This window comes from Pantoea sp. y20 (assembly GCF_054903455.1).
In genome coordinates this window covers 182,491-200,697 of record NZ_JBUBNJ010000003.1, presented here as the reverse complement: position 1 = coordinate 200,697, position 18,207 = coordinate 182,491, and the positions used below count along the sequence as shown (strand labels likewise).

General features: G+C 52.7%; 20 protein-coding genes. 17 read left to right on the top strand and 3 right to left on the bottom strand.

What is annotated here, in order from left to right; translation table 11 throughout:
• The first annotated feature begins 43 nt into the window (after nucleotides 1-43).
• From ACYAC5_RS24150 to ACYAC5_RS24140, 3 genes are all read left to right on the top strand, one after another.
• Nucleotides 44-724, top strand: coding sequence for an N-6 DNA methylase (locus ACYAC5_RS24150; RefSeq protein ID WP_462063499.1), 681 nt, complete (start codon nucleotides 44-46; stop codon nucleotides 722-724).
• 115 nt (nucleotides 725-839) lie between these two features.
• Nucleotides 840-2,357, top strand: a complete 1,518-nt coding sequence (locus ACYAC5_RS24145; protein ID WP_462063498.1) for a UvrD-helicase domain-containing protein — start codon at nucleotides 840-842, stop codon at nucleotides 2,355-2,357.
• Nucleotides 2,347-4,011, top strand: coding sequence for a TraI domain-containing protein (locus tag ACYAC5_RS24140; RefSeq protein WP_462063497.1), 1,665 nt, complete (start codon nucleotides 2,347-2,349; stop codon nucleotides 4,009-4,011). The genes ACYAC5_RS24145 and ACYAC5_RS24140 overlap by 11 nt, the downstream gene beginning before the upstream one ends.
• A gap of 31 nt (nucleotides 4,012-4,042) precedes the next feature.
• Here ACYAC5_RS24140 and ACYAC5_RS24135 read toward each other — a convergent pair whose 3' ends face one another.
• The 3 genes from ACYAC5_RS24135 to ACYAC5_RS24125 are packed head-to-tail and all read right to left on the bottom strand — an operon-like array spanning nucleotide 4,043 to nucleotide 5,456.
• The gene (locus tag ACYAC5_RS24135; protein ID WP_462063581.1) at nucleotides 4,043-4,429 is read right to left on the bottom strand and encodes an acyl-CoA thioesterase; all 387 of its coding nucleotides are present in this window, start codon (nucleotides 4,427-4,429) and stop codon (nucleotides 4,043-4,045) included.
• Nucleotides 4,429-4,899 (bottom strand): hypothetical protein, encoded by a 471-nt coding sequence (locus ACYAC5_RS24130; RefSeq protein WP_462063496.1) that lies wholly within the window; start codon nucleotides 4,897-4,899, stop codon nucleotides 4,429-4,431. Before ACYAC5_RS24130 ends, ACYAC5_RS24135 begins: the two co-directional genes overlap by 1 nt.
• The gene (locus ACYAC5_RS24125; RefSeq protein WP_137387493.1) at nucleotides 4,881-5,456 is read right to left on the bottom strand and encodes a hypothetical protein; all 576 of its coding nucleotides are present in this window, start codon (nucleotides 5,454-5,456) and stop codon (nucleotides 4,881-4,883) included. The genes ACYAC5_RS24130 and ACYAC5_RS24125 overlap by 19 nt, the downstream gene beginning before the upstream one ends.
• A 591-nt stretch (nucleotides 5,457-6,047) precedes the next feature.
• On the opposite strand from ACYAC5_RS24125, the gene dnaB-PI reads away from it, so the two are divergent.
• The 14 genes from dnaB-PI (at nucleotide 6,048) to ACYAC5_RS24055 (ending at nucleotide 18,199) form a co-directional block, all read left to right on the top strand.
• Nucleotides 6,048-7,436 carry an SPI-7-type island replicative DNA helicase gene (gene dnaB-PI / locus ACYAC5_RS24120; RefSeq protein ID WP_462063495.1) on the top strand — a complete coding sequence of 463 codons (1,389 nt, stop codon included), beginning with the start codon at nucleotides 6,048-6,050 and terminating at the stop codon, nucleotides 7,434-7,436.
• Entirely contained in the window at nucleotides 7,433-8,962 is a 1,530-nt protein-coding gene (locus tag ACYAC5_RS24115; protein ID WP_462063494.1) for a ParB family protein, read from the top strand. The genes dnaB-PI and ACYAC5_RS24115 overlap by 4 nt, the downstream gene beginning before the upstream one ends.
• A gap of 3 nt (nucleotides 8,963-8,965) precedes the next feature.
• Nucleotides 8,966-9,550 (top strand): DUF2857 domain-containing protein, encoded by a 585-nt coding sequence (locus tag ACYAC5_RS24110; RefSeq protein ID WP_462063493.1) that lies wholly within the window; start codon nucleotides 8,966-8,968, stop codon nucleotides 9,548-9,550.
• A 45-nt stretch (nucleotides 9,551-9,595) separates the two neighbouring features.
• Nucleotides 9,596-9,844 carry a ParE family toxin-like protein gene (locus ACYAC5_RS24105; protein ID WP_462063492.1) on the top strand — a complete coding sequence of 83 codons (249 nt, stop codon included), beginning with the start codon at nucleotides 9,596-9,598 and terminating at the stop codon, nucleotides 9,842-9,844.
• Between the two features lie 74 nt (nucleotides 9,845-9,918).
• Entirely contained in the window at nucleotides 9,919-11,103 is a 1,185-nt protein-coding gene (locus ACYAC5_RS24100) for an STY4528 family pathogenicity island replication protein (protein WP_462063491.1), read from the top strand.
• A 187-nt stretch (nucleotides 11,104-11,290) separates the two neighbouring features.
• Nucleotides 11,291-12,004 carry a PFL_4669 family integrating conjugative element protein gene (locus ACYAC5_RS24095; RefSeq protein WP_462063490.1) on the top strand — a complete coding sequence of 238 codons (714 nt, stop codon included), beginning with the start codon at nucleotides 11,291-11,293 and terminating at the stop codon, nucleotides 12,002-12,004.
• A gap of 10 nt (nucleotides 12,005-12,014) precedes the next feature.
• Nucleotides 12,015-12,569: a hypothetical protein gene (locus ACYAC5_RS24090; protein ID WP_462063580.1), complete on the top strand. Its 555-nt coding sequence runs from the start codon at nucleotides 12,015-12,017 to the stop codon at nucleotides 12,567-12,569.
• Nucleotides 12,570-12,583: 14 nt separating this feature from the next.
• Nucleotides 12,584-14,650, top strand: a complete 2,067-nt coding sequence (locus ACYAC5_RS24085) for a DNA topoisomerase III (RefSeq protein WP_462063489.1) — start codon at nucleotides 12,584-12,586, stop codon at nucleotides 14,648-14,650.
• Between the two features lie 329 nt (nucleotides 14,651-14,979).
• Nucleotides 14,980-15,462, top strand: coding sequence for an STY4534 family ICE replication protein (locus ACYAC5_RS24080; protein ID WP_462063488.1), 483 nt, complete (start codon nucleotides 14,980-14,982; stop codon nucleotides 15,460-15,462).
• Between the two features lie 56 nt (nucleotides 15,463-15,518).
• Nucleotides 15,519-16,124, top strand: coding sequence for a single-stranded DNA-binding protein (locus ACYAC5_RS24075; protein ID WP_462063487.1), 606 nt, complete (start codon nucleotides 15,519-15,521; stop codon nucleotides 16,122-16,124).
• Nucleotides 16,125-16,184: 60 nt separating this feature from the next.
• Nucleotides 16,185-16,427: a DUF4160 domain-containing protein gene (locus tag ACYAC5_RS24070; protein ID WP_462063486.1), complete on the top strand. Its 243-nt coding sequence runs from the start codon at nucleotides 16,185-16,187 to the stop codon at nucleotides 16,425-16,427.
• The gene (locus ACYAC5_RS24065; RefSeq protein WP_224934840.1) at nucleotides 16,411-16,659 is read left to right on the top strand and encodes a DUF2442 domain-containing protein; all 249 of its coding nucleotides are present in this window, start codon (nucleotides 16,411-16,413) and stop codon (nucleotides 16,657-16,659) included. The genes ACYAC5_RS24070 and ACYAC5_RS24065 overlap by 17 nt, the downstream gene beginning before the upstream one ends.
• A gap of 128 nt (nucleotides 16,660-16,787) precedes the next feature.
• Nucleotides 16,788-17,435: a PFGI-1 class ICE element type IV pilus protein PilL2 gene (gene pilL2 / locus ACYAC5_RS24060; RefSeq protein ID WP_337024492.1), complete on the top strand. Its 648-nt coding sequence runs from the start codon at nucleotides 16,788-16,790 to the stop codon at nucleotides 17,433-17,435.
• The gene (locus ACYAC5_RS24055) at nucleotides 17,432-18,199 is read left to right on the top strand and encodes a DUF2275 domain-containing protein (RefSeq protein ID WP_462063485.1); all 768 of its coding nucleotides are present in this window, start codon (nucleotides 17,432-17,434) and stop codon (nucleotides 18,197-18,199) included. Before pilL2 ends, ACYAC5_RS24055 begins: the two co-directional genes overlap by 4 nt.
• Nucleotides 18,200-18,207: the final 8 nt, after the last annotated feature.

Here is an 18,207-nt window from a genome sequence, read left to right as displayed (position 1 = left end):
ACTTCCTCAGGGGCGTGTTCCCCTTTTTTTATGGAGAACACGCATGACTTTTATCAACCATCGCAACACATTCCTGAAGATTTTCAATACCACGGCCCGTTATCATCACAGGCACAAAGTGTTTGAGGACTTCGTCAGCTGCGCGGCGATTGCGCTGCACAACGGCGTTGCGCACGATGCAGAGCTGGAAAAGCAGTATCTGAGCATAATTGCCAGCTACGAGAAGGAAGACGTCACCCGGATGGCTGAGTTACTGGGTCACGTCGCGATGGCGCTCGACCAGGAACGTTGTGATTTTCTCGGCAGCATTTTTATGGAGCTTGAGCTGGGTGATAAGTATCGCGGCCAGTTCTTCACGCCGTGGGACGCCTCGCGGATGATGGCATCGGTGCAGCTGTCCGGCATCGATGCGCTGATGCAGGCTCAGGATTTTATTACTCTGCAGGAACCTGCCAGCGGCGCGGGCTGCATGGTCATCGCCTTTGCTGAAGAGTTCGCACAGCGCGGTTATACGGTGTCAGAGCAGCTGTGGGGGTCGGTAACGGACGTTGATCCGCTGGCCGCCAATATGTCCTACATACAGCTCTCGCTCTGCGGTATCGCGGCTGAGGTTGTGACCGGAAACGCGCTGACGCTTGAACTTCGTAGGACGCTTTACACTCCGCTGCATTACACCGGCAGGTGGGCAGCAAAACTCGGTCGCGCAACGCAACGCGCAGCCTGACCATAACGCCTCTCCGGAGGCGTTTTTTTTGCAAATCGATATAGAGTTTGCGATGGATACCACACTACCGGCAGGGCATGGTGCATGACATGACGCTGACGGAGGAACATCTTACATGCAACCCACGCAGGATCAGGCACAGGTAATTGCCTGGAAAGGCAGACAGCTTGTCGTGACGGCATTTGCCGGCACGGGTAAAACATCCACGCTTGAGGCTTACGCGCTGGCAAATCCCGGTGAACGTATGCTTTATCTTGCCTATAACCGCGCTATACGCGAGGAATCCGAGCGGCGATTTCCCTATAACGTGGAGTGTAAAACGTTTTATCAGCTGGCTTGGCCGGACTTTGGCCAGCACTTTCAGGCGCGACTCGCCACATCCCTTCGCGTAACGGATATTGCACGTCTGCTCAATACGCGCCACTGGCTGCTGGCAAGGTCTGCGCTGAGCACGCTTAACGCCTTTCTCTACAGCGCCGACAGGGAGATATCACCTCTGCACCTGCCAGATGAAAGTGACAGGGGAGGACTGGATGCGGGAAAGATACTCGGCGCTGCACAGATTGTATGGCATGAAATGACCCGAATGGATTCACATTTTCCGGTGACGCATGACATCTACCTCAAACTTTATCAGTTGTCTGTACCGGATCTCGGGAAGAGGTGGGACGTTATCCTGTTTGATGAAGCGCAGGACGCCAATCCGGTTACCCGTCAGTTTGTTCTCAGTCAGCCCTGCCGCATCATCCTTGTTGGCGATCGTTACCAGCAAATCTATCGCTTCAGGGGAGCAGAAAACGCGCTGGTTTCTCCACAGCTGGAGACCGCAGACCGGCTCTGGCTCACAAACAGCTTCCGGTTTGGGCCGGCGGTTGCAGAGGTTGCGAACGCTCTACTTACGGAGGCGGGTGAATCGCGCGGTATATGTGGGCTCGGCGGTGAGGATCAGGTAGTCCCTGAGCTTCCAGCCGGAACAGCACATCACTGTGTTATCAGCCGGACGGTGGCGGGCGTGATTGGTTCGGCCCTTACGGCAAGCCTGGCGGGTAAAAGGGTGTACTGGGTAGGGGGGATGGAAGGATACCGCATTGTTGAACTGGAAGATCTGTACTGGCTTTCGGTCGATATGCCCGACCGCATTATGTCGCCCCAGCTGACGCGCGATTACCGAGACTTTGAAGAGTACCGGTCCATTGCCAAAGCGACGAAAGATCCGGAGATGGGGCTGGGCGTCCGACTGCTGGACATGTACTTTCCCCTTCCGACGTTACTGGCCGTACTGAAAAAACAGGTGGTAACGCATGAAAGTGATGCTGACGTGACGGTAGTGACCGCGCACCGCAGTAAAGGGCTTGAGTGGAACGCGGTCGGTCTCAGCGATGATTTTGTTGATATTACCGACCCGCTTCTGAGCCCGCGCGAAAAGGAAGATGAGCTGAATCTTCTGTACGTATCGGTGACCCGCGCGCGCAAAGTCCTCGTGCCAAATGAGCTGGTCCGTATCGTAACCGGCTGCCTGCAGGAGCTGAATGAAGCCTCTGAAACACCGGTCGAGACGAATCCGACCCGCGCAGAATTGGCATCGAACTGTGACAATAAAGCGGCATTATCAGGAAGTAAAAATGTTCAGTAAACTCATTGCCAGCTTGTGTGGGGGGAAAACCGCCGCGAAGTCAGCGCCAGCTGGCAGCAGGATCCCATCGGGATATTTTACGCCGCAGTCTGCATCACAGCTCCTTTCATTACCGCATCGTAAGCTACTGATGAGGCAAATCTGGGATAATACCTCTTTGCCGGAGGACGTTTATAACCGGCTGTATCTGGCACCGCTGAAAAAACTCGCTGAGTGCGTGCAGGTTGTGCCGGCCGCCGGAGAAGGTGAATGGAGTAAAGAAGGAGGATTTATCGACTTCACGCTCAAATTTACCGCCTGCAGCGTCAGGTTGGCAAAAGGGCATATGTTTCCACCGGGTGCCGCTCCAGAAGAGCAGGCCGCTAAGAATACGCTCTGGAATGCGGTTGTTTTCTGGTCAGCGCTTACCGCGCATCTGGCGTTGCTGAGCCGTATTGAGGGCGAACTACTGGACGGTCGCTGTTGGATGCCCGGCATGGTACCACCGTCAGCGCCGTTTCGGTTTCGGGTTAATCAGGCAGATAACGCCAGCGTGGCAACGTTGATGGCCTCCAGGCTGCTACCGGACGACGGTGTTACCTGGCTCAGCGGGGATCGCCAGGCTATGCAGGTGATGGCTACGCTGGCAGTCAGAGAGGCATCGGCTATGCCACTGATTCAAGATATTCTCGATAAAGCGCGGGATATCAGCGGTTCGCCCGCAAGCGCAGCATCTGTGGGCCTGCATTCAGTGACTTCAGTTGTGTCATCTGCAGTCACCGAACAGTCGCAGTCGGCAATCATTTTATCAGACGGGGGCATCAGCGCCGCCTCAGCGCTTGCTGATGACGGAACCGAAAGTGCAGCAAAACTGCCGTCAGATAATGCGACCGGTCAGGCAGAACATCCGTTAACGGCATCAGAGGGTCCAATTGCTTTGTCATCGGCACTTTCAGAAAACTGCGGTTCAACGAATGAACAACCTGAGACTGAAAAAACATCAGTTGATGATGACACCTCCCTGCTACTCAGCATGTTCAATGCAGCTGAACCGGCGACCACTGATGTGAATGATAATGCGGAACAACAGGCCCCAGTCATTTCAGATGATGTTATTCCGGTTCAGCCCTCTGACGAAGATATAATCGCGGTTCCCGCTGAATGTGTGAAACTCATACCCGACGCTGAGCCAGATGATGACTTCCCTGCCATTGAGTCCATGCTGGATACGGTCGTTGACACTGAAAGTGATAAAGATGAAAACGGAGATATGTCCACGGCTTCAGCTATGAATGAAGTAAGCAATCCGGGGGAGCAGTTTTTAGAGTGGATTAAGGAGTCTGTAAATAATCAAACGCTCAGCGTGAACCAACAGGACAGCCTGCTGCATGCGGTAAGTGGATTTATGTTTATATCTCTACCGGGGACGGTATTTAAATTCATAGATGCTAAGGGTGTGGAAAAAGACCGAAAGGCTGTACAGTCATCTTTCGAAAAGATGGGCATATTACATATGCGTAACGACAAGCGTTTTTTTAGAGTAAAAATATATGAAAGTGAAGGTCTTGAAGGTAAGTATCAGAAGCGAAGTGGATATTTAATTCGTCTTTCTTTACTTGGCTGCTCAGGAAAAATTAAACTTCATAACAGTCGTTATATTATGATTGAAAATTAATGAAGGGACCTTTAAAGGTCCCTGATTAAATTCAGGCTGGGATGGCATTTTTCACTGCATCCGGAACAGTCGGTCTGCCGTTAGCGATGCAGGTTGCGGTGAATACGGCTTCTGCATAAAGGGTATCGTTTACCAGTATCTGCTGAACGAAATTGACGCGACTGCGTTTTTCATTGGCCTGCAGGGCGCATGTTACCTGCATTTCATCACCTTTCTGCAGGCTCTTCTTAAAGCGCAGCGTATATTCCAGGATCATATGCAGGCGACCTTCAGCGAACTCCTGCTCCAGATCCAGCCCCAATTCTTCTTTCATAAACGCGTGACGCGTCCATTCCATATAGAAGGGATAATAAAGACCATCCACAACGCCCTGAAAATCAACGTGTTTTTCGTTTACGGAATAGGTTTTGGTAAACATCATAAATCCTTAAAGTAATTCAGCAGTGCAAACCGCATTGGCAGTATCAGGTTTTCAAATTCCTTTTGCGAGGTGTTGACCCCGGTGCAGATATTAAGCGCCATGCTCATATCGTTCTCCACTCCATAGATAAAACTAATGCCATGGTAAATGTTATGAGCCCGACGCTGCTCATCGATAACATTAATTTTTTCGTTTCTGAGTGCGTCATCCCAGACGACTGTACTGACGTCACCCTTTTTTATCTTGGTGAGTTCAATACCTATTTTTATCAGAAGGCTGTCCTTGTACTTTACTTCATAATAAAATTTATTGTCCCACTCAGCATAACCATTGCTCTGATGAGCTGCGATGGCATTATTTTGAACAAGAAGGGTAGAGATGTAGGTTGTCTTCTCCATCTTGTTCAGAAAGTTTATAACCTCCGTACTACAGCGATGAAAATTGAGTTTTACCTCTTTTGGATCCACTTCACTCTCCGGCACTCGAGAATATCTTCTTTCTTAATGGCCGTGCTTTTTACACCTTCAATAGTGACGCTGTCCTCGTCGACTATTTTGACCACCCCTATAATCAAGCCATTCTTATGCCTTACATGGCATAGCTTGTTATTATTAGGGTCCAGAGTTCGCTCGTTCGATACAATACAGAATTCTCCGAAACTGATATAAGGTTCACCATAGGTCCCACCAACCTGGATAAGTTCCACGTCGGGCAACTGGCGACTGGCCAGTATAAAGAGGGTATCTTCATCCAGCTTTGTGTATTCAGTGAACTGTGGCGGAAATCCTTCGCCTGTCATTATCCAGTTGCCTTCAACTTTAAGGCCGCTTTCACTGAAGAAATCCGCAATCAGATTGATCACATCAATACGTCGGGGTGGAACCGTGCCACCAGACTCCCAGCGGGTGTAAGTCGTGTAGGAGAGTTCAGTATTTTGCTGCTGAACGTAGTTCACTACTTCCTGAGGTGAAGTCCCTGTTGCCGCACGGCAACATTTCAGCCTCTTCTCAATTGTGTCAAGCATGCGCACGCCTTTAGCAAAATCAATACACCTGATTCTAAAGGAAATCTTTGGTTTAGTTGTGGGAAAAAATACCAGTAAATGGGAAATATTTGCACGAAAGTCTTAAGTGATGGTAATATTTAAAGACTTTATAAATATAACGTTAATTATTTTCACAAAGTTTTATCTGAACTGTGAGAGTTTCCATGAGGCGGGGCAAATTTTCGTTTCAGGCATGGTCAGTGCAGATGCTGAGCATAAGGGATGACATCAAATGCAGAATGCAAATGCCTGCTCCTGCATATTTGAGTTAAGTACCTATCCACACGTTAATTAAAGCCGGAGAGACCATGTCCTCAGATCAAGACGCCCGAAGCCCCTCGCCAATTGTTTACATAGGTCCAGCCAGACGTATGAAAACTGAGAACTGTGCTGTCAGACTCACTCACCATTCTGGCCGTGTCGTCACCGCCAGCAAAATTGTTCAAGGCCTTATTGATCGTTATCTGGATGCATATATAGAAGAGCTGTCCGCTCAGTCATCCGCCCGATAACGGCTCATTTAATTACTCACCTATCGCGAATCCACTCTATTTGTGGAGGAAACTATTCATGCCTGAAAAGCTGAAAGACGTTATAGCCATTCCTTATCATACCGACGCTGAGCAGTGTGTTCTGGGGGCGCTCATGCTCGATAATGACCGATGGGATGATATTAACCTTCTGATTACCGCTGATGACTTCTTTGTGAGCGCTCATCGCGCGATTTATCGTGCAATGAGCGCCCTGGCATCCCGGCTACAACCGTTCGATCTCATTACTCTCAGTGAAACGCTTGAACGGGATGGGCGGCTTGATACGGCGGGCGGATTCGCTTACTTGGCTGAGATCGGTAAAAACACGCCTTCAGCAGCAAACATACTTTCCTATGTGGGCATCGTCCTCGAAAAGAGCAGGCTGAGACAGTTGCAGATCATTGGCAATTCGCTTTTGGCTGATATCAGGGGTAACAGACTGAGCTCTTTAAATGTTGCCGCCCAGGCTGAGGAAGCACTTTTCACACTGAGTGAGAAGGGGCAACACGCAAACGAGTGCGAAACCGAAATTTTGCAGGCGCTTGACCAGTTACTGAGCAAGCTTGAAGTGGCCACAGCAGCTGACACTGGAATTACCGGCACTGCCACAGGAATGGCCGAGGTTGATTTTATGACCTGCGGACTTCAGCCGGGCGATTTGTTTATTCTCGCCGCGCGGCCTTCCATGGGAAAAACTTCACTTGCTCTCAGCTGGAGTATCGGGGCGCTGATGAGCCGGCCGCAAGAAAGTGTGTTCATTTTCAGCATTGAAATGCCAACCGAGCAGCTGATGGTGCGGATGCTGTCCATGCGCAGCAGGGTAGAACTCAACCACCTGCGCAGCGGCAATCTCAGTGATGAGGACTGGGGAAGGATCAGCATGGGTGCTAAGGAGATGGCTGAATGGCGCGAGCGGTTAGTCATTGATGATAACAGCAGCCAGACGCCGGCCACGCTTCGCATCCGGGCACGCAGATATATCCGTAAATACGGCAAACCCTCTCTCATCATGGTCGATTACCTGCAACTTGTCCGCTGTCCCGATATGGAAAACCGTACCCAGGAAATAGCCGAAATCTCCCGATCGCTCAAAGCGCTGGGTAAAGAACTCGGCTGCCCCATCCTTGCACTCTCACAGCTCAACCGTCAGGTAGAGCAGCGTGCCGATAAACGTCCTAACAATGGTGACCTTCGGGATTCGGGGGCGCTTGAACAGGACGCAGATCTGATTGCTTTTATCTATCGCGATGAGGTTTACCACGCTGATACGGCGCATCCGGGGCAGGCCGAAATCATCATCAGCAAACAGCGGCAGGGACCTACGGGCACCATCAAAACCCAGTTTGACGGCAGGTTTACCCTCTTCAGTGAATATCCTGAGGGCGGGTATGACTTTGGTTATGATTTCAGGAGCACTGGCAAATGAGTCAATTTCAGCGTGTTGCAACACCGTCCGGCAGTGAAAATCTGGCCAGGATTTTCACTCTCGATGAACTCTGTTTGAATCCTGATAATCCGCGCAAAAGCCGCAATCCTCTTTTTGAGGATTTGAAAGTGTCTATCCGTGCGCGCGGGCTCAATTCCGTGCCGTTTGTGACGCGCGATCCCCGTATTCCTGAAGGAAAGTGGACTTTCAGTGACGGGGGGAACACGCGTTACACCATCATGCGTGAGCTCTGGGATGAAACCGGAGATCAGCGGTTCTTTAAAATGACCTGCATTGAAAAACCGTGGCCTGGCCGTTTTCAGTGCATTGCAGGGCATCTCGCAGAAAATGAAACCCACGGGCAGCTGACCTTTATTGATAAGGCCCTTTCTGTCCGTGAAGCGAGATTATTGCTTGAAGAAGAGCGAGGGGAAAAAATCTCTTTGCGCAATCTCGCCGCAGAACTGGCCAGCAACGGCCTGCCTGTACATTTTTCAAGCGTAAGCCGTATGGAAGATGTGGTGACAAACATCTATCCATGGATGCCTGTTTTACTGGGGTCAGGATTTGGTGGGCGTGAACTCAGAAAACTGCTCAAGTTGCGCCATGGCGCTGAATCAGTCTGGGATAAATATCATTTAAATACAGATGATTATACCGGAACCAACTTTACAAATGTGTTTGGGCAGTGCTGCCAGAAATTTGATGATCCCGAACTATGGTCTCTGGAAATGTTCACTGATGAACTTGTTGGTGACCTGACTGCGGCCTTCCCATGTGATGACCTCGATTACGATGGCTGGTTACTGGAGCTGCGCGGTGCTGATAAGGAAAAAGCTGAGCCTGCTGAAGACATCACCATTGCCGTTTCACCCGCCTTGCCGGCTACCTTATCAAAGGTGGCAAATGATTCCGGTGAGCATAGTGATCCAACGGATGCGCAACCATCAGATGTTATGCCTCTGATGAGATGCAATCCGCGGGATACAGTCACTGAAGCTGAGATACCCGCTGAAATAAGCGATTCTGAAGGTTCATCCTTTTTGGTAAACGATGAAGATTATGTAGATGAAACTCATGCCACCCAATGTCCTGATGGTTCCCTTCAGCCAGTGGCTCAGTCAGAAAACCATTCACTCTGGCACCTCAGCGCCTTACAGGACGATATTGAGCACCTGCAAAGTATTGCCTGGCGTCTGTGCTGGGACATCGCCAGTGCTCATGACTGCGGTGACGCGTTAGAACCCGCCAGTGAAAATGCTTCACAGCCTGGTTACCGGCTATCAGTGCCTGCAGAAAATGCTCATGTTGTGTCCTTATACCTTGCTTCCCTGACTGACGATACGGCTTGTCAGGACTCTGCGAATTTAACGTTTAAATTGCTGATCGGGTCATCTGAATCAGCCACGCCTGTTTTTGATGACGAACAAACTCTGATGGTGTTTCGGCTAATCAGAATCCTTCGTCGTCTCCGCGAACTGCAGCGCAAGAGTGCTGCTTCAACTGTTCCTGTAAATGAAGGGTAACTGATGAACACGAACCTAGCCCGGGCTGCAAATGGCTTCCTGCTTGACCTGGTTATGGAGCTGAAAAACGGCTTTATACGCCGCTGTGACAAAATGGGTCTGACATCTGAAGAGATCGCCAAGCTGAAGGATGTGACCATTGAAGATATCCATTATATCGTCAACAGCGAGGTCTCGGTTCTCTCATTCCAGATAAATCAGGACAATCTGGCAAGGCTGATTACTCAAGCCAGGGATGATCAGACGCGAAAGCAACGGATTGATCGTGCGCTTGCTTTGGGGGGCTCAATCAAACTGATGGAGCATTTCTTCGGGCTGATGAGTAATGACGTAGCCGCGCGCCGCAGGATCGCGGGCATAAAAGTCCGAGCAGGCCGGGGAACCGTCCTCAGCGAGGAACAGAGTACCGAGCTATGGGAAATCTGGGCGGCAAATGACAGTAAAACACCGCGCAGTGAAACGGACGAGGGGCTGGATTTGATGCTGCTTGCTGCCGAACAGATGGATATCTCACTGACCGCTGTCTGGAATACCGTTCTCAAATGGGAGAGTGAGCATCTCACCGCCGCCACCCGGAGAAGAGCATGACTATTACCACTGTGAAATACATTCACTGTAATCAGGAGGGGCAGAATGCGGTCTTGTGAAGTTATACCGGGTCTTAAAGCCCCGGTTACTGCTCCATCTTCACTGCGAAAAAAAGCGACCCGCGCGGTGCTTCGATTCTGGCAGGGTGAGCGTAACTATAAATGTCTAAATGAAAACCGAACCGGCTATTACAAGATCGATCTTGGTCCGTTCTGGCGACTGCTCAGCCGCGATGAAGGGCGCACCTGGGAGATGATGAATCATGAGCGTTATAACACGGCTATGCGCAACTGAAATATAGCCAGAATGCTGAGCGTTGCGCCTGAAGTGGCACAGTGCTCAGCATTTTTGTATTCAGAAGGTGAAGAATGACATTACCGGATGACAACCTTATCCATCAGGCAGTCAATAAATTAATCGATCGGCTGGCGTGTTTGCCGGAAGAGCAAAACAACTGTGTCCGTGGTGGTCTGTTATTCACGGGTAATATACATGATTCCATGCCGCGCCGGTTGCTTCTGGACCCACGCCTCTCTCCGCTGGACAAAATGGGCTGGATAATCATCCGCCTGCACGCGTTGAGCAATGACGGTGCCGTTTTTCCCTCCTATGAAGAGCTGCAGCTGCAGCTGGCAACGCCGGGAAAAGGCAAAGCGTCCAGAGAGACCATCAGCCGCATACTCCTCATGCTTCGCATCACTGGCTGGCTCAGCCTCTGCAAACGCGTAAGGGATGAAAAGGGTAGGGTAAGAGGCAACATCTATGCGCAACACGATGAGCCGTTGTCATTTTGTGACGCAGAAACGTTCGATCCACACTGGCTTAAAACCGTTGCGGAAGCCTGCATGAGTAGCAACCGCACCATCAGTTCCACAGCGAAATCAGTCATCAGTGAAATTCGGCTGGATCCCGCAATGGCTCACCACCGCAGCCACCTTCAAATGCTAAATGCTCGGCTGGGTGCCGTTCAGAGTCCTGAAGATCTGGCCTGCCGGACTGTACCCGAACCGACGAGTCATTTACCGGGTTCGGATTCCGAACTCAGCTTAAATGTGCAGGCTCAGAAGCCGGGTTCGGTATCCGAACTCAGAAGTGGCGCGGGGCATAACGGCCGGGTTCGGAATCCGAACAGTTACGTACGTAGTTTTACTACTAATACAGATAAAACATACGTAAACGATTCGGTTTGCCTGCCCGACAATTTCGCATCCCTGCTGAAACCTGAAGATCGAGAGATGGTTAATCGCCAGCTGCAGGCGTTACCGGCTGAGAGATCTGCGCTGGTCCTGTCGAATATTATCCGGGCGCAGCGTGAACGCAGCCTGCAAAACCCGCTTGGCTGGCTGCTGACCGTGCTCAAAAAGGCCCGGCAGGGGACGCTTTATCCTGCTGAAAGCGGGACGAAAGTATCAGATAACCCCGGCCATGCGTCACGCCCGGAATTACGGCCCTTCAGGCCTTCTGCTTCTGAAAACAGGAAGTCCTGCAGTGACGAGCGCGTCAGAGAGATATTACAGAGTCTTCGTGAGTCTGTTGGACCTCAGAGGAAATGAGCTGGCGTTGACAGGTGTATATAAAACATACGGTGTTGCACCGTGCAACAGTGGTTATTAATTGAACTGTTTTTTTAGAAAACAAATTTTCATTTTTGAAAATCTGATTTCGCATTGTTTACGGTCCTTCCAGGAATGAGGATCGCCACTTACTTAACGAGAAGCCTTTGCCTATCAGGAGACAGCTATGGCCGAACAGACATCTCCCCAAACCTCGCCCCGGCGGTCTGGCGGACTGGTATCCACACTGACTGTTGAGCTGCATTCACACTATGCAATCAGGCTTTGGGAAGGGCGAAATCGCTCTGATGAAAAAGACAATAAGGAATATCGCCACAAAATCCCTGGCATGCCGGAAGCTATCGCGCGGGCTGGATATGCAGGTCGCGATGCAGCGGCAGGCAATCCCTACGGTGACGAGTTTCTGGTCAACCTTGAAGAAGCCATCAGGGTGGCGACTAAAAAGGTGGAGGAGCAGGTCAGGATTATCGCAAAAATTACCGCAGCCATTCCGGTCGGCATCAGCATTTCAGACGTCAGCTCTTCCGAACCGCTTAATCTGGATGTGTTCAGCCGATCACCCCTGGGGTATCGCTGCGTCTGGCTGCTGGTTCATTACGACCAGCTGGCGTTAAAAGCGTTTGGGGCTTTCCATTACGGTCTGATTAACCGCTCGCAGCGCGATCAGTTCCTTGAAACAGGCAGTAAAGCTGTTCGTGTGGTGTACGGCCTTATTCAGAATTACCGGAGTATGCCGGTGACCTACGAGGATATCCGTAATAAAACCGCGCGGGGTCTGGCGGCCATCAAGCGTCTGGGCGAACCCGATCCGGCAGTGATGTCTGGTGAGAAACGCTCTTCATTCTCTCCACTTACTGCTGATACCTCTGAGGACGACTAATTTGAAACGGATGATTATTTCAGGCGCTGTCTGCGTCCTGCTGAGCGGCTGTGCCGGCTCTGATTTAGCCAGCATCAATAAAAATATCAGCGATACCGCTTTCAGCATCAGCAAAACGCTGCGCGGCGATGACGCGAACTCTATGGACTCCGGCAACGGCATGCCGGTGCTGACCAAAGCCTCTGGCTCTGTCGGGAAGAGTACCAGCAAACAGTTCAGCGTGCCGGTTGATATCGATACTGCCGCTGCACGCCTGAAGCGACATTATGGCTATGTCAGCGCTGAGGAGATTGAACGCATCCGTTCAAAAGATCGTAACAGCCGGTGGAGTGCGTCAGCCATTCAGGATGCACATCCGGTCTGGGAAGCCGTTCCGGGAAGTTCTTATCGCATGGGCAGCGACGTTGGCGACAACGATCATATGGACATCGAGCTCGAAAAGAACGGTACAGGAACGCGGGTGTACATGACGTACAAATCGCCCGTCCCGTCGCACCTGACCGGCAGCAATTTCAATAACGTTCTGACTCAGGTCCGCCAGGTTGCCTCTGGTCAGGCACGCTAATACCGGAGACCCGCATGCAGCTCTATCTGTGTGAAAAACCCTCTCAGGCCAAAGATATTGCCCGCGTGCTGGGTGTCAACCAGCGCGGGCAGGGATGTATCACCGGCGGTAACATCACGGTGACGTGGGCCGTGGGGCATTTGCTGGAAACGGCCAGCCCTGAAGCGTATGGCGAACAGTTTGGCCGCCCGTGGCGCACGGAAGTGCTGCCCGTTATTCCGGATCGCTGGCAGATGACCGTCAAGAAAGACACTGCCGATCAGTTTGGCGTTATCAGAAAACTGCTGAAGCAGGCCAGTGAAGTGGTCATTGCAACCGACGCCGATCGGGAAGGTGAGGTGATTGCGCGTGAGCTGATGGAATACTGCCACTACAGCGGTGCCGTGCGCCGGCTGTGGCTTTCCGCGCTTGACGAAGCGAGCATTAAAACAGCGCTGAATGAAATGTTGCCGGGTGAAAAAACCGAAAAACTCTACCAGGCCGGTATCGGTCGTGCGCGGGCTGACTGGCTTATCGGGATGAATCTGACCCGTTTTTATACCGTGAAAGCCGGTGAAGCCGGCGTATCAGAGGTGTATTCCGTTGGACGCGTTCAGACGCCCACGCTCGCCATTGTGGTTAACCGGGATCATGAAATTGCCGGCTTTACGCCACAGCCGTGGTGGAAGGTCAGGGCACAGCTGGAAAAGGACGGGATTGCCTTTGAAGCCGAATGGGTTGCGGCGGGGAAATATTGCGACAGTGAAAATCGCTGCGTGAATCAGCAGGTTGCACAGGCGGTCGGGCAGCTTTGCCAGAAAGCCGGATCCGGCAGCGTGATTTCCGTTGAGAAAAAGCGTGATAAAACCCCGGCACCGCTCTGTTTTTCTCTTGGCGATCTTCAGGAGGCCTGCAACCGCAAATGGGGCTTTGGGGCTAATGAGGTCCTGTCTATCGCCCAGTCGCTGTATGAAAAACACAAAGCGACGACCTACCCACGTACCGACTGCGGCTATCTCCCGCTTTCGATGCGGGCGGAGGCCAGCGCCGTGCTGGATGCGATACAGCGCTCGGACCCCACAATCAGCGCTGAGATTGCGCAACTTGATACTGCATTCAACTCACGCGTCTGGAACGACAAAAAAATTACGGCGCACCATGCGATTATTCCCACGCGGCAGCCGTTCGAAATAGCAAAACTGAATGCAAAAGAGCTCAAAGTCTATTCGCTTATCCGGCTGCACTATCTGGCACAGTTTATGCCGCTGCAGGAAACCGATGTGACGGATGCCACCTTCAACATCGGTAATCAGCTTTTCCGCACGCGGGGGCGCGTGATGATCCACGCCGGCTGGAAATCACTCTATACCGCAGAGCAGTCGGAGGAGGCTGACGGTGATAAGGAGTCGTCCGCGCAGCTGCCTGCGCTTGAGCAGGGCGCTGCCTGCACGGTTACCGGTGCGGTCGTTAAAGACAATATGACCAAAGCGCCGCCGCACCATACCGAAGGCACGCTGATAGCGGCCATGAAAAACGCGGCAAGCCTGGTCACGGATCCCCAGCTCAGGAAGGTGCTGCGTGAGAATGCCGGGCTGGGGACGGAAGCGACGCGCAGCGGCGTGCTGGAGACGCTGTTTAAGCGGGGCTTCCTGGAGAGAAAGGGGAAGTTCATCCTGTCCACTCAGATGGCGCACGAGCTCATCGCCGCACTGCCTGAAACACTGACCAGCCCCGGCATGACGGCCCTCTGGGAGCAGGCGCTGGATGATATCGCCCAGGGGAAAAGTGAGCTCAGCGATTTTATGCAAAAGCAGAGCCAGTGGACCCGGCATCTTATCGAAAAAGGGCGGGCGACTGCCTTTAACGTCACGGCGCTGACCGGCCCTGTCTGCCCGATTTGCGGTGGCCCGACCCGGCTGTGCAAGAACAAACAGGGCAATTTCTGGGGCTGCATGAAGTATCCGGACTGTAAGGGGATTATTGGTGAGGCAAACCGTAAAAACCGTCGTCAGGCGGCGGGTAAAACCCGGGGGGCAGGCCGGGGTCGAAAAGCGGCGGCTTCTGCGCCGGCAAGTCTCAATCTGACGAGTCAGAAAGGTTGACAGCCGCGATGTTTGGCTTAAAAATGAACGGGCTTACCTGTCGTCTCTGACGACCACCAATGATTCCTGGCCTGAGAGAATCGCCTTCGGGTGGCTGAACATAACACTCCTGTAGCCTGCAAGGGAGAACACATCAGTGTGGTACATCTGCTCGCCTTTGGAAGCAGATATCGTCAATTACGGCTCCTACTGCCTGGCGATGAAGGTTCATTCAACTATCAAGACAGTCAGAATTTAGCTGATTCTGACTCCCCGACGGGAATTCTTCTCCCGTCCGGGCAGAAGTTTTCTCCGTCGAACCTTTTTTTGACCTCCATGGAGAAAACATCATGTCTGTAAACAACACTTCAAATGCCAGCAACACCGGTAAATCAAAAGACTACTTCAACCTGACCATCAACGGACTGGGCTTTCTCAGCAACGTGCGGCAGGTCAATGCTCAGTCCGGCACCTTTATCAGCTGCGTGATCAACGCACTGTCAGGTCCGGCCGACAGCCCTTCTTACGTGCGTTTCGACGTCACGGTTGCCGGCAAAGAAGCCAGCAGCCTCATTAACCGCTGTCAGAAGGCGGTGGATGAAGATAAGAAAGTGCTGATTGGCTTTGTTCTGAGTAACCCGTCAACCGACATTTTTCAGCTGAAAAATGGTGAGCACGCCGGTGAAAGCCGCGTCAGCCTGAAAGCCCGCCTGATTAAGGTGGACTGGATCAAGATAGGCCAGGACATGGTCTACAAGACTGAACGCGCTGAACCCCATCCGACGCAGAATGCCGCTTCTCAGCAGCAAGCCTACGCCGAAAACTCATTCTGATTGTTCACTAAAGCCTGCTCTCTTCTGAGCAGGCCTTTCTCTGAAGGAGCATGCTTATGTCCTCTCGCGGCGTAAACAAAGTTATTCTGGTCGGCAATCTCGGTCAGGATCCTGAAATCCGCTATATGCCTAACGGCGGCGCGGTCGCTAACCTTTCACTGGCAACGTCAGAGTCATGGCGCGATAAGCAAACCGGTGAAAACCGGGAAGTCACTGAATGGCATCGCGTGGTGCTGTTTGGCAAACTGGCAGACGTTGCCGGTGAATACCTTCGCAAAGGTTCTCAGGTGTATATCGAGGGACAGCTGCGCACCCGCAAATGGCAGGATCAGAGCGGGCAGGACAAATACTCAACGGAAGTGGTTGTGAACGTGGGCGGCACCCTGCAGATGTTAGGGGGGCGTCAACATAACAGCGATCAACCACAACACAGCGGTGGCTGGGACCAGCCACAGCAGCCTACGTCACAGCCTTCCTCCGCTCCGCAGCCGAAAGGCGGCAGGGGTCAGGAAAACCAAAAACGGGGATCGCAGCGTCACAGTGCTCAATCCGCTCCGCAGCAGCCTGCGTCACAGTCGCAACCTGCAGGGGGCTGGGATGATGACATACCGTTCCTCGGACACGGTTACGGTATCGCAAAACATGCCGCAGGCGCTCTCTGAACCGCCGCTGCCTCTTACCGCTGCAGTTAATTTCACCAAATCCCTTAAAGGTTACTGACGATGCCTGTCATACTTAGGCTGAAGGGTTTTCGGTTCTTTTTCTATTCCAATGAAGGCAATCCGCGCGAACCAGCTCACATTCATGTGATGAAGGCCGGCACTGAAGCAAAGTTCTGGCTGGAACCCGTTGTGAAACTGGCGCGTAATGACGGATTTGATTCCCGGACAGTAAAAGAACTGCTAATACTGATAAAGCTAAACCAACCCCTGCTTCTGGAGGCCTGGAATGACTATTTCAGCTAAGGAAGTTCGGTTCGATGACCGCATCATGTGGGTCGAACTGTCAGACGAGCGAATAATCGGTGTGCCGCTGTCCTGGTTTCCCCGACTTTGCAACGCGTCTGCCGAACAGCTGAATGACTATGAACTGTCTCCCCGTGGGATCCACTGGGACGCACTGGACGAAGATGTTTCGATTGATGGCCTGTTAAGCGGCCGTGGTGACATCACGCACCCGCCCCATCAGGTTGCCTGAAAGTGCTGATAAAAAACGCTGACTCCGGTCGGCGTTTTTTTTTGAAAACGCAAAAAGAGTTGTTGATAGAAGCCTGTTGAAGAGTTGCGCACAGTGATGCCTGTTCACACTGTACAGGAACTTTTCAGATGAAATTTAATGCCGTCTTTGCCGCTTTACCGCTTGCGCTGCTGACGGGGTGTATTCAGCAGCCCCAGAAGCTGCAGGATCGGGCTCCTGCAGAACCGGTTGCCCCGGTCAGCGTCACCCGCAACGTTCAGACATCTGCAGATGATGTTTACGCGCGGACGCCCGAGGTGGTTCGCTACGATCGTTACCTGCTTGTCAGTACGGATCCTCAGGCCGTGCAACGCGACCCCCTCTCGCAGATTATTGATGTGCGTATTCCTTCCTCGGTTCAGCCAACCGTGGCCGATGCCATGCGTTATGCGCTTAAGCAGTCCGGCTACTCACTGTGTCAGACAGGACCGGCCAACGGCGTGCTGTATCGTCAGCCGCTGCCGGCCGTCCAGTTCCAGCTGGGGCCGATGCGTCTTCGCACCGCACTGCAGGTGCTGGCGGGGCCCGCATGGGAGCTGGAAGTGGATGACGTGCAGCGCGTGGTCTGCCACAGCCTGCGTGCCGGCTATCAGTTGCCTGCGACGCAGCTGCCGCCGCGCCCTGCCAGCGCATACGCGCCGGCGGCAGCCACGTCATCCGCCGCCAGTCCCTCTCAGGTCACTGGTCCCCGTCCCATTCAGGCGCAGCCTGCTCACGGAGGGTGGCTGACAAAATGACAACAGAAACCTCCTTTCCTGATGAGAATGCTGATGACGCTATTCCGTCATCAGGCAGCCGGTTCAGCACCGTAAAGCATCACCTGCCTGCAATAGGACAGTTTGCGCTTTCGGCTGCTGCAATTTTTCTGGCTTCTGTTTCGCTTCGCAGCGGCGTGTCGCAGGAAAACCGCCTCAGCCACGTTGAGAAGCAGCAAAACGTGGTTTACACCCAGGCACTGGCGAAGACTGACCTTGAACCTGTTCAGGCAACCATTAACGCGCAGGGTGAGGCGATCAAACGACAGCAGGATCAGCTTAATGCCGTTCAGAAGTCTTTCGATGCCTGGTCCGCCAGAGGATTACCTGAGGCAGTCAGTCAGGTTCGCCAGTCGCTCAGTGAGCTGGATCAGGCGCAGACGTCACTGCAGAGCCGGCAGACTGAACTGGACCAGGCCGTTACCGCGCTGCAGCACGCACCGCAGAAAGCGCAGCAGGCCACGGCGGAACCTGAAGCGACAAAAGTCGTAAAAAAGCCGGCACCCGCTAAGCCGCATAAAACCGTCAGAAGCGTGGCGCGTAAAGCGCCCTTTGTGCTGACCGGCGTAGAAAAGCGGGGGGCGGCGTCGTTTGCGGCCATTGCGCCGGCGGGATTCAGCTCACTGTCTGAAATCCGCCTTATCGGCGAGGGGCAGACCGTTAATGGCTGGACGCTGGTCAATGCTGGCTACGGGCAGGCGCAGTTTCGCGTGAACGGACGCTTAACTACCGTAAACGTTCGCTAACGGAGGCG

Excerpts from the sequence above, each read along its gene's own strand:
- ACYAC5_RS24055 (WP_462063485.1), top strand. The coding sequence starts at position 17,432 with ATGACAACAGAAACCTCCTTTCCTGATGAGAATGCTGATGACGCTATT.
- ACYAC5_RS24150 (WP_462063499.1), top strand. The coding sequence starts at position 44 with ATGACTTTTATCAACCATCGCAACACATTCCTGAAGATTTTCAATACC.
- ACYAC5_RS24080 (WP_462063488.1), top strand. The coding sequence starts at position 14,980 with ATGTCTGTAAACAACACTTCAAATGCCAGCAACACCGGTAAATCAAAA.
- ACYAC5_RS24115 (WP_462063494.1), top strand. The coding sequence starts at position 7,433 with ATGAGTCAATTTCAGCGTGTTGCAACACCGTCCGGCAGTGAAAATCTG.
- ACYAC5_RS24110 (WP_462063493.1), top strand. The coding sequence starts at position 8,966 with ATGAACACGAACCTAGCCCGGGCTGCAAATGGCTTCCTGCTTGACCTG.
- ACYAC5_RS24145 (WP_462063498.1), top strand. The coding sequence starts at position 840 with ATGCAACCCACGCAGGATCAGGCACAGGTAATTGCCTGGAAAGGCAGA.
- ACYAC5_RS24075 (WP_462063487.1), top strand. The coding sequence starts at position 15,519 with ATGTCCTCTCGCGGCGTAAACAAAGTTATTCTGGTCGGCAATCTCGGT.
- ACYAC5_RS24135 (WP_462063581.1), bottom strand. The coding sequence starts at position 4,429 with ATGTTTACCAAAACCTATTCCGTAAACGAAAAACACGTTGATTTTCAG.
- ACYAC5_RS24070 (WP_462063486.1), top strand. The coding sequence starts at position 16,185 with ATGCCTGTCATACTTAGGCTGAAGGGTTTTCGGTTCTTTTTCTATTCC.
- ACYAC5_RS24125 (WP_137387493.1), bottom strand. The coding sequence starts at position 5,456 with ATGCTTGACACAATTGAGAAGAGGCTGAAATGTTGCCGTGCGGCAACA.
- pilL2 (WP_337024492.1), top strand. The coding sequence starts at position 16,788 with ATGAAATTTAATGCCGTCTTTGCCGCTTTACCGCTTGCGCTGCTGACG.
- ACYAC5_RS24140 (WP_462063497.1), top strand. The coding sequence starts at position 2,347 with ATGTTCAGTAAACTCATTGCCAGCTTGTGTGGGGGGAAAACCGCCGCG.
- ACYAC5_RS24105 (WP_462063492.1), top strand. The coding sequence starts at position 9,596 with ATGCGGTCTTGTGAAGTTATACCGGGTCTTAAAGCCCCGGTTACTGCT.
- ACYAC5_RS24065 (WP_224934840.1), top strand. The coding sequence starts at position 16,411 with ATGACTATTTCAGCTAAGGAAGTTCGGTTCGATGACCGCATCATGTGG.
- ACYAC5_RS24095 (WP_462063490.1), top strand. The coding sequence starts at position 11,291 with ATGGCCGAACAGACATCTCCCCAAACCTCGCCCCGGCGGTCTGGCGGA.
- ACYAC5_RS24085 (WP_462063489.1), top strand. The coding sequence starts at position 12,584 with ATGCAGCTCTATCTGTGTGAAAAACCCTCTCAGGCCAAAGATATTGCC.
- dnaB-PI (WP_462063495.1), top strand. The coding sequence starts at position 6,048 with ATGCCTGAAAAGCTGAAAGACGTTATAGCCATTCCTTATCATACCGAC.
- ACYAC5_RS24100 (WP_462063491.1), top strand. The coding sequence starts at position 9,919 with ATGACATTACCGGATGACAACCTTATCCATCAGGCAGTCAATAAATTA.
- ACYAC5_RS24090 (WP_462063580.1), top strand. The coding sequence starts at position 12,015 with ATGATTATTTCAGGCGCTGTCTGCGTCCTGCTGAGCGGCTGTGCCGGC.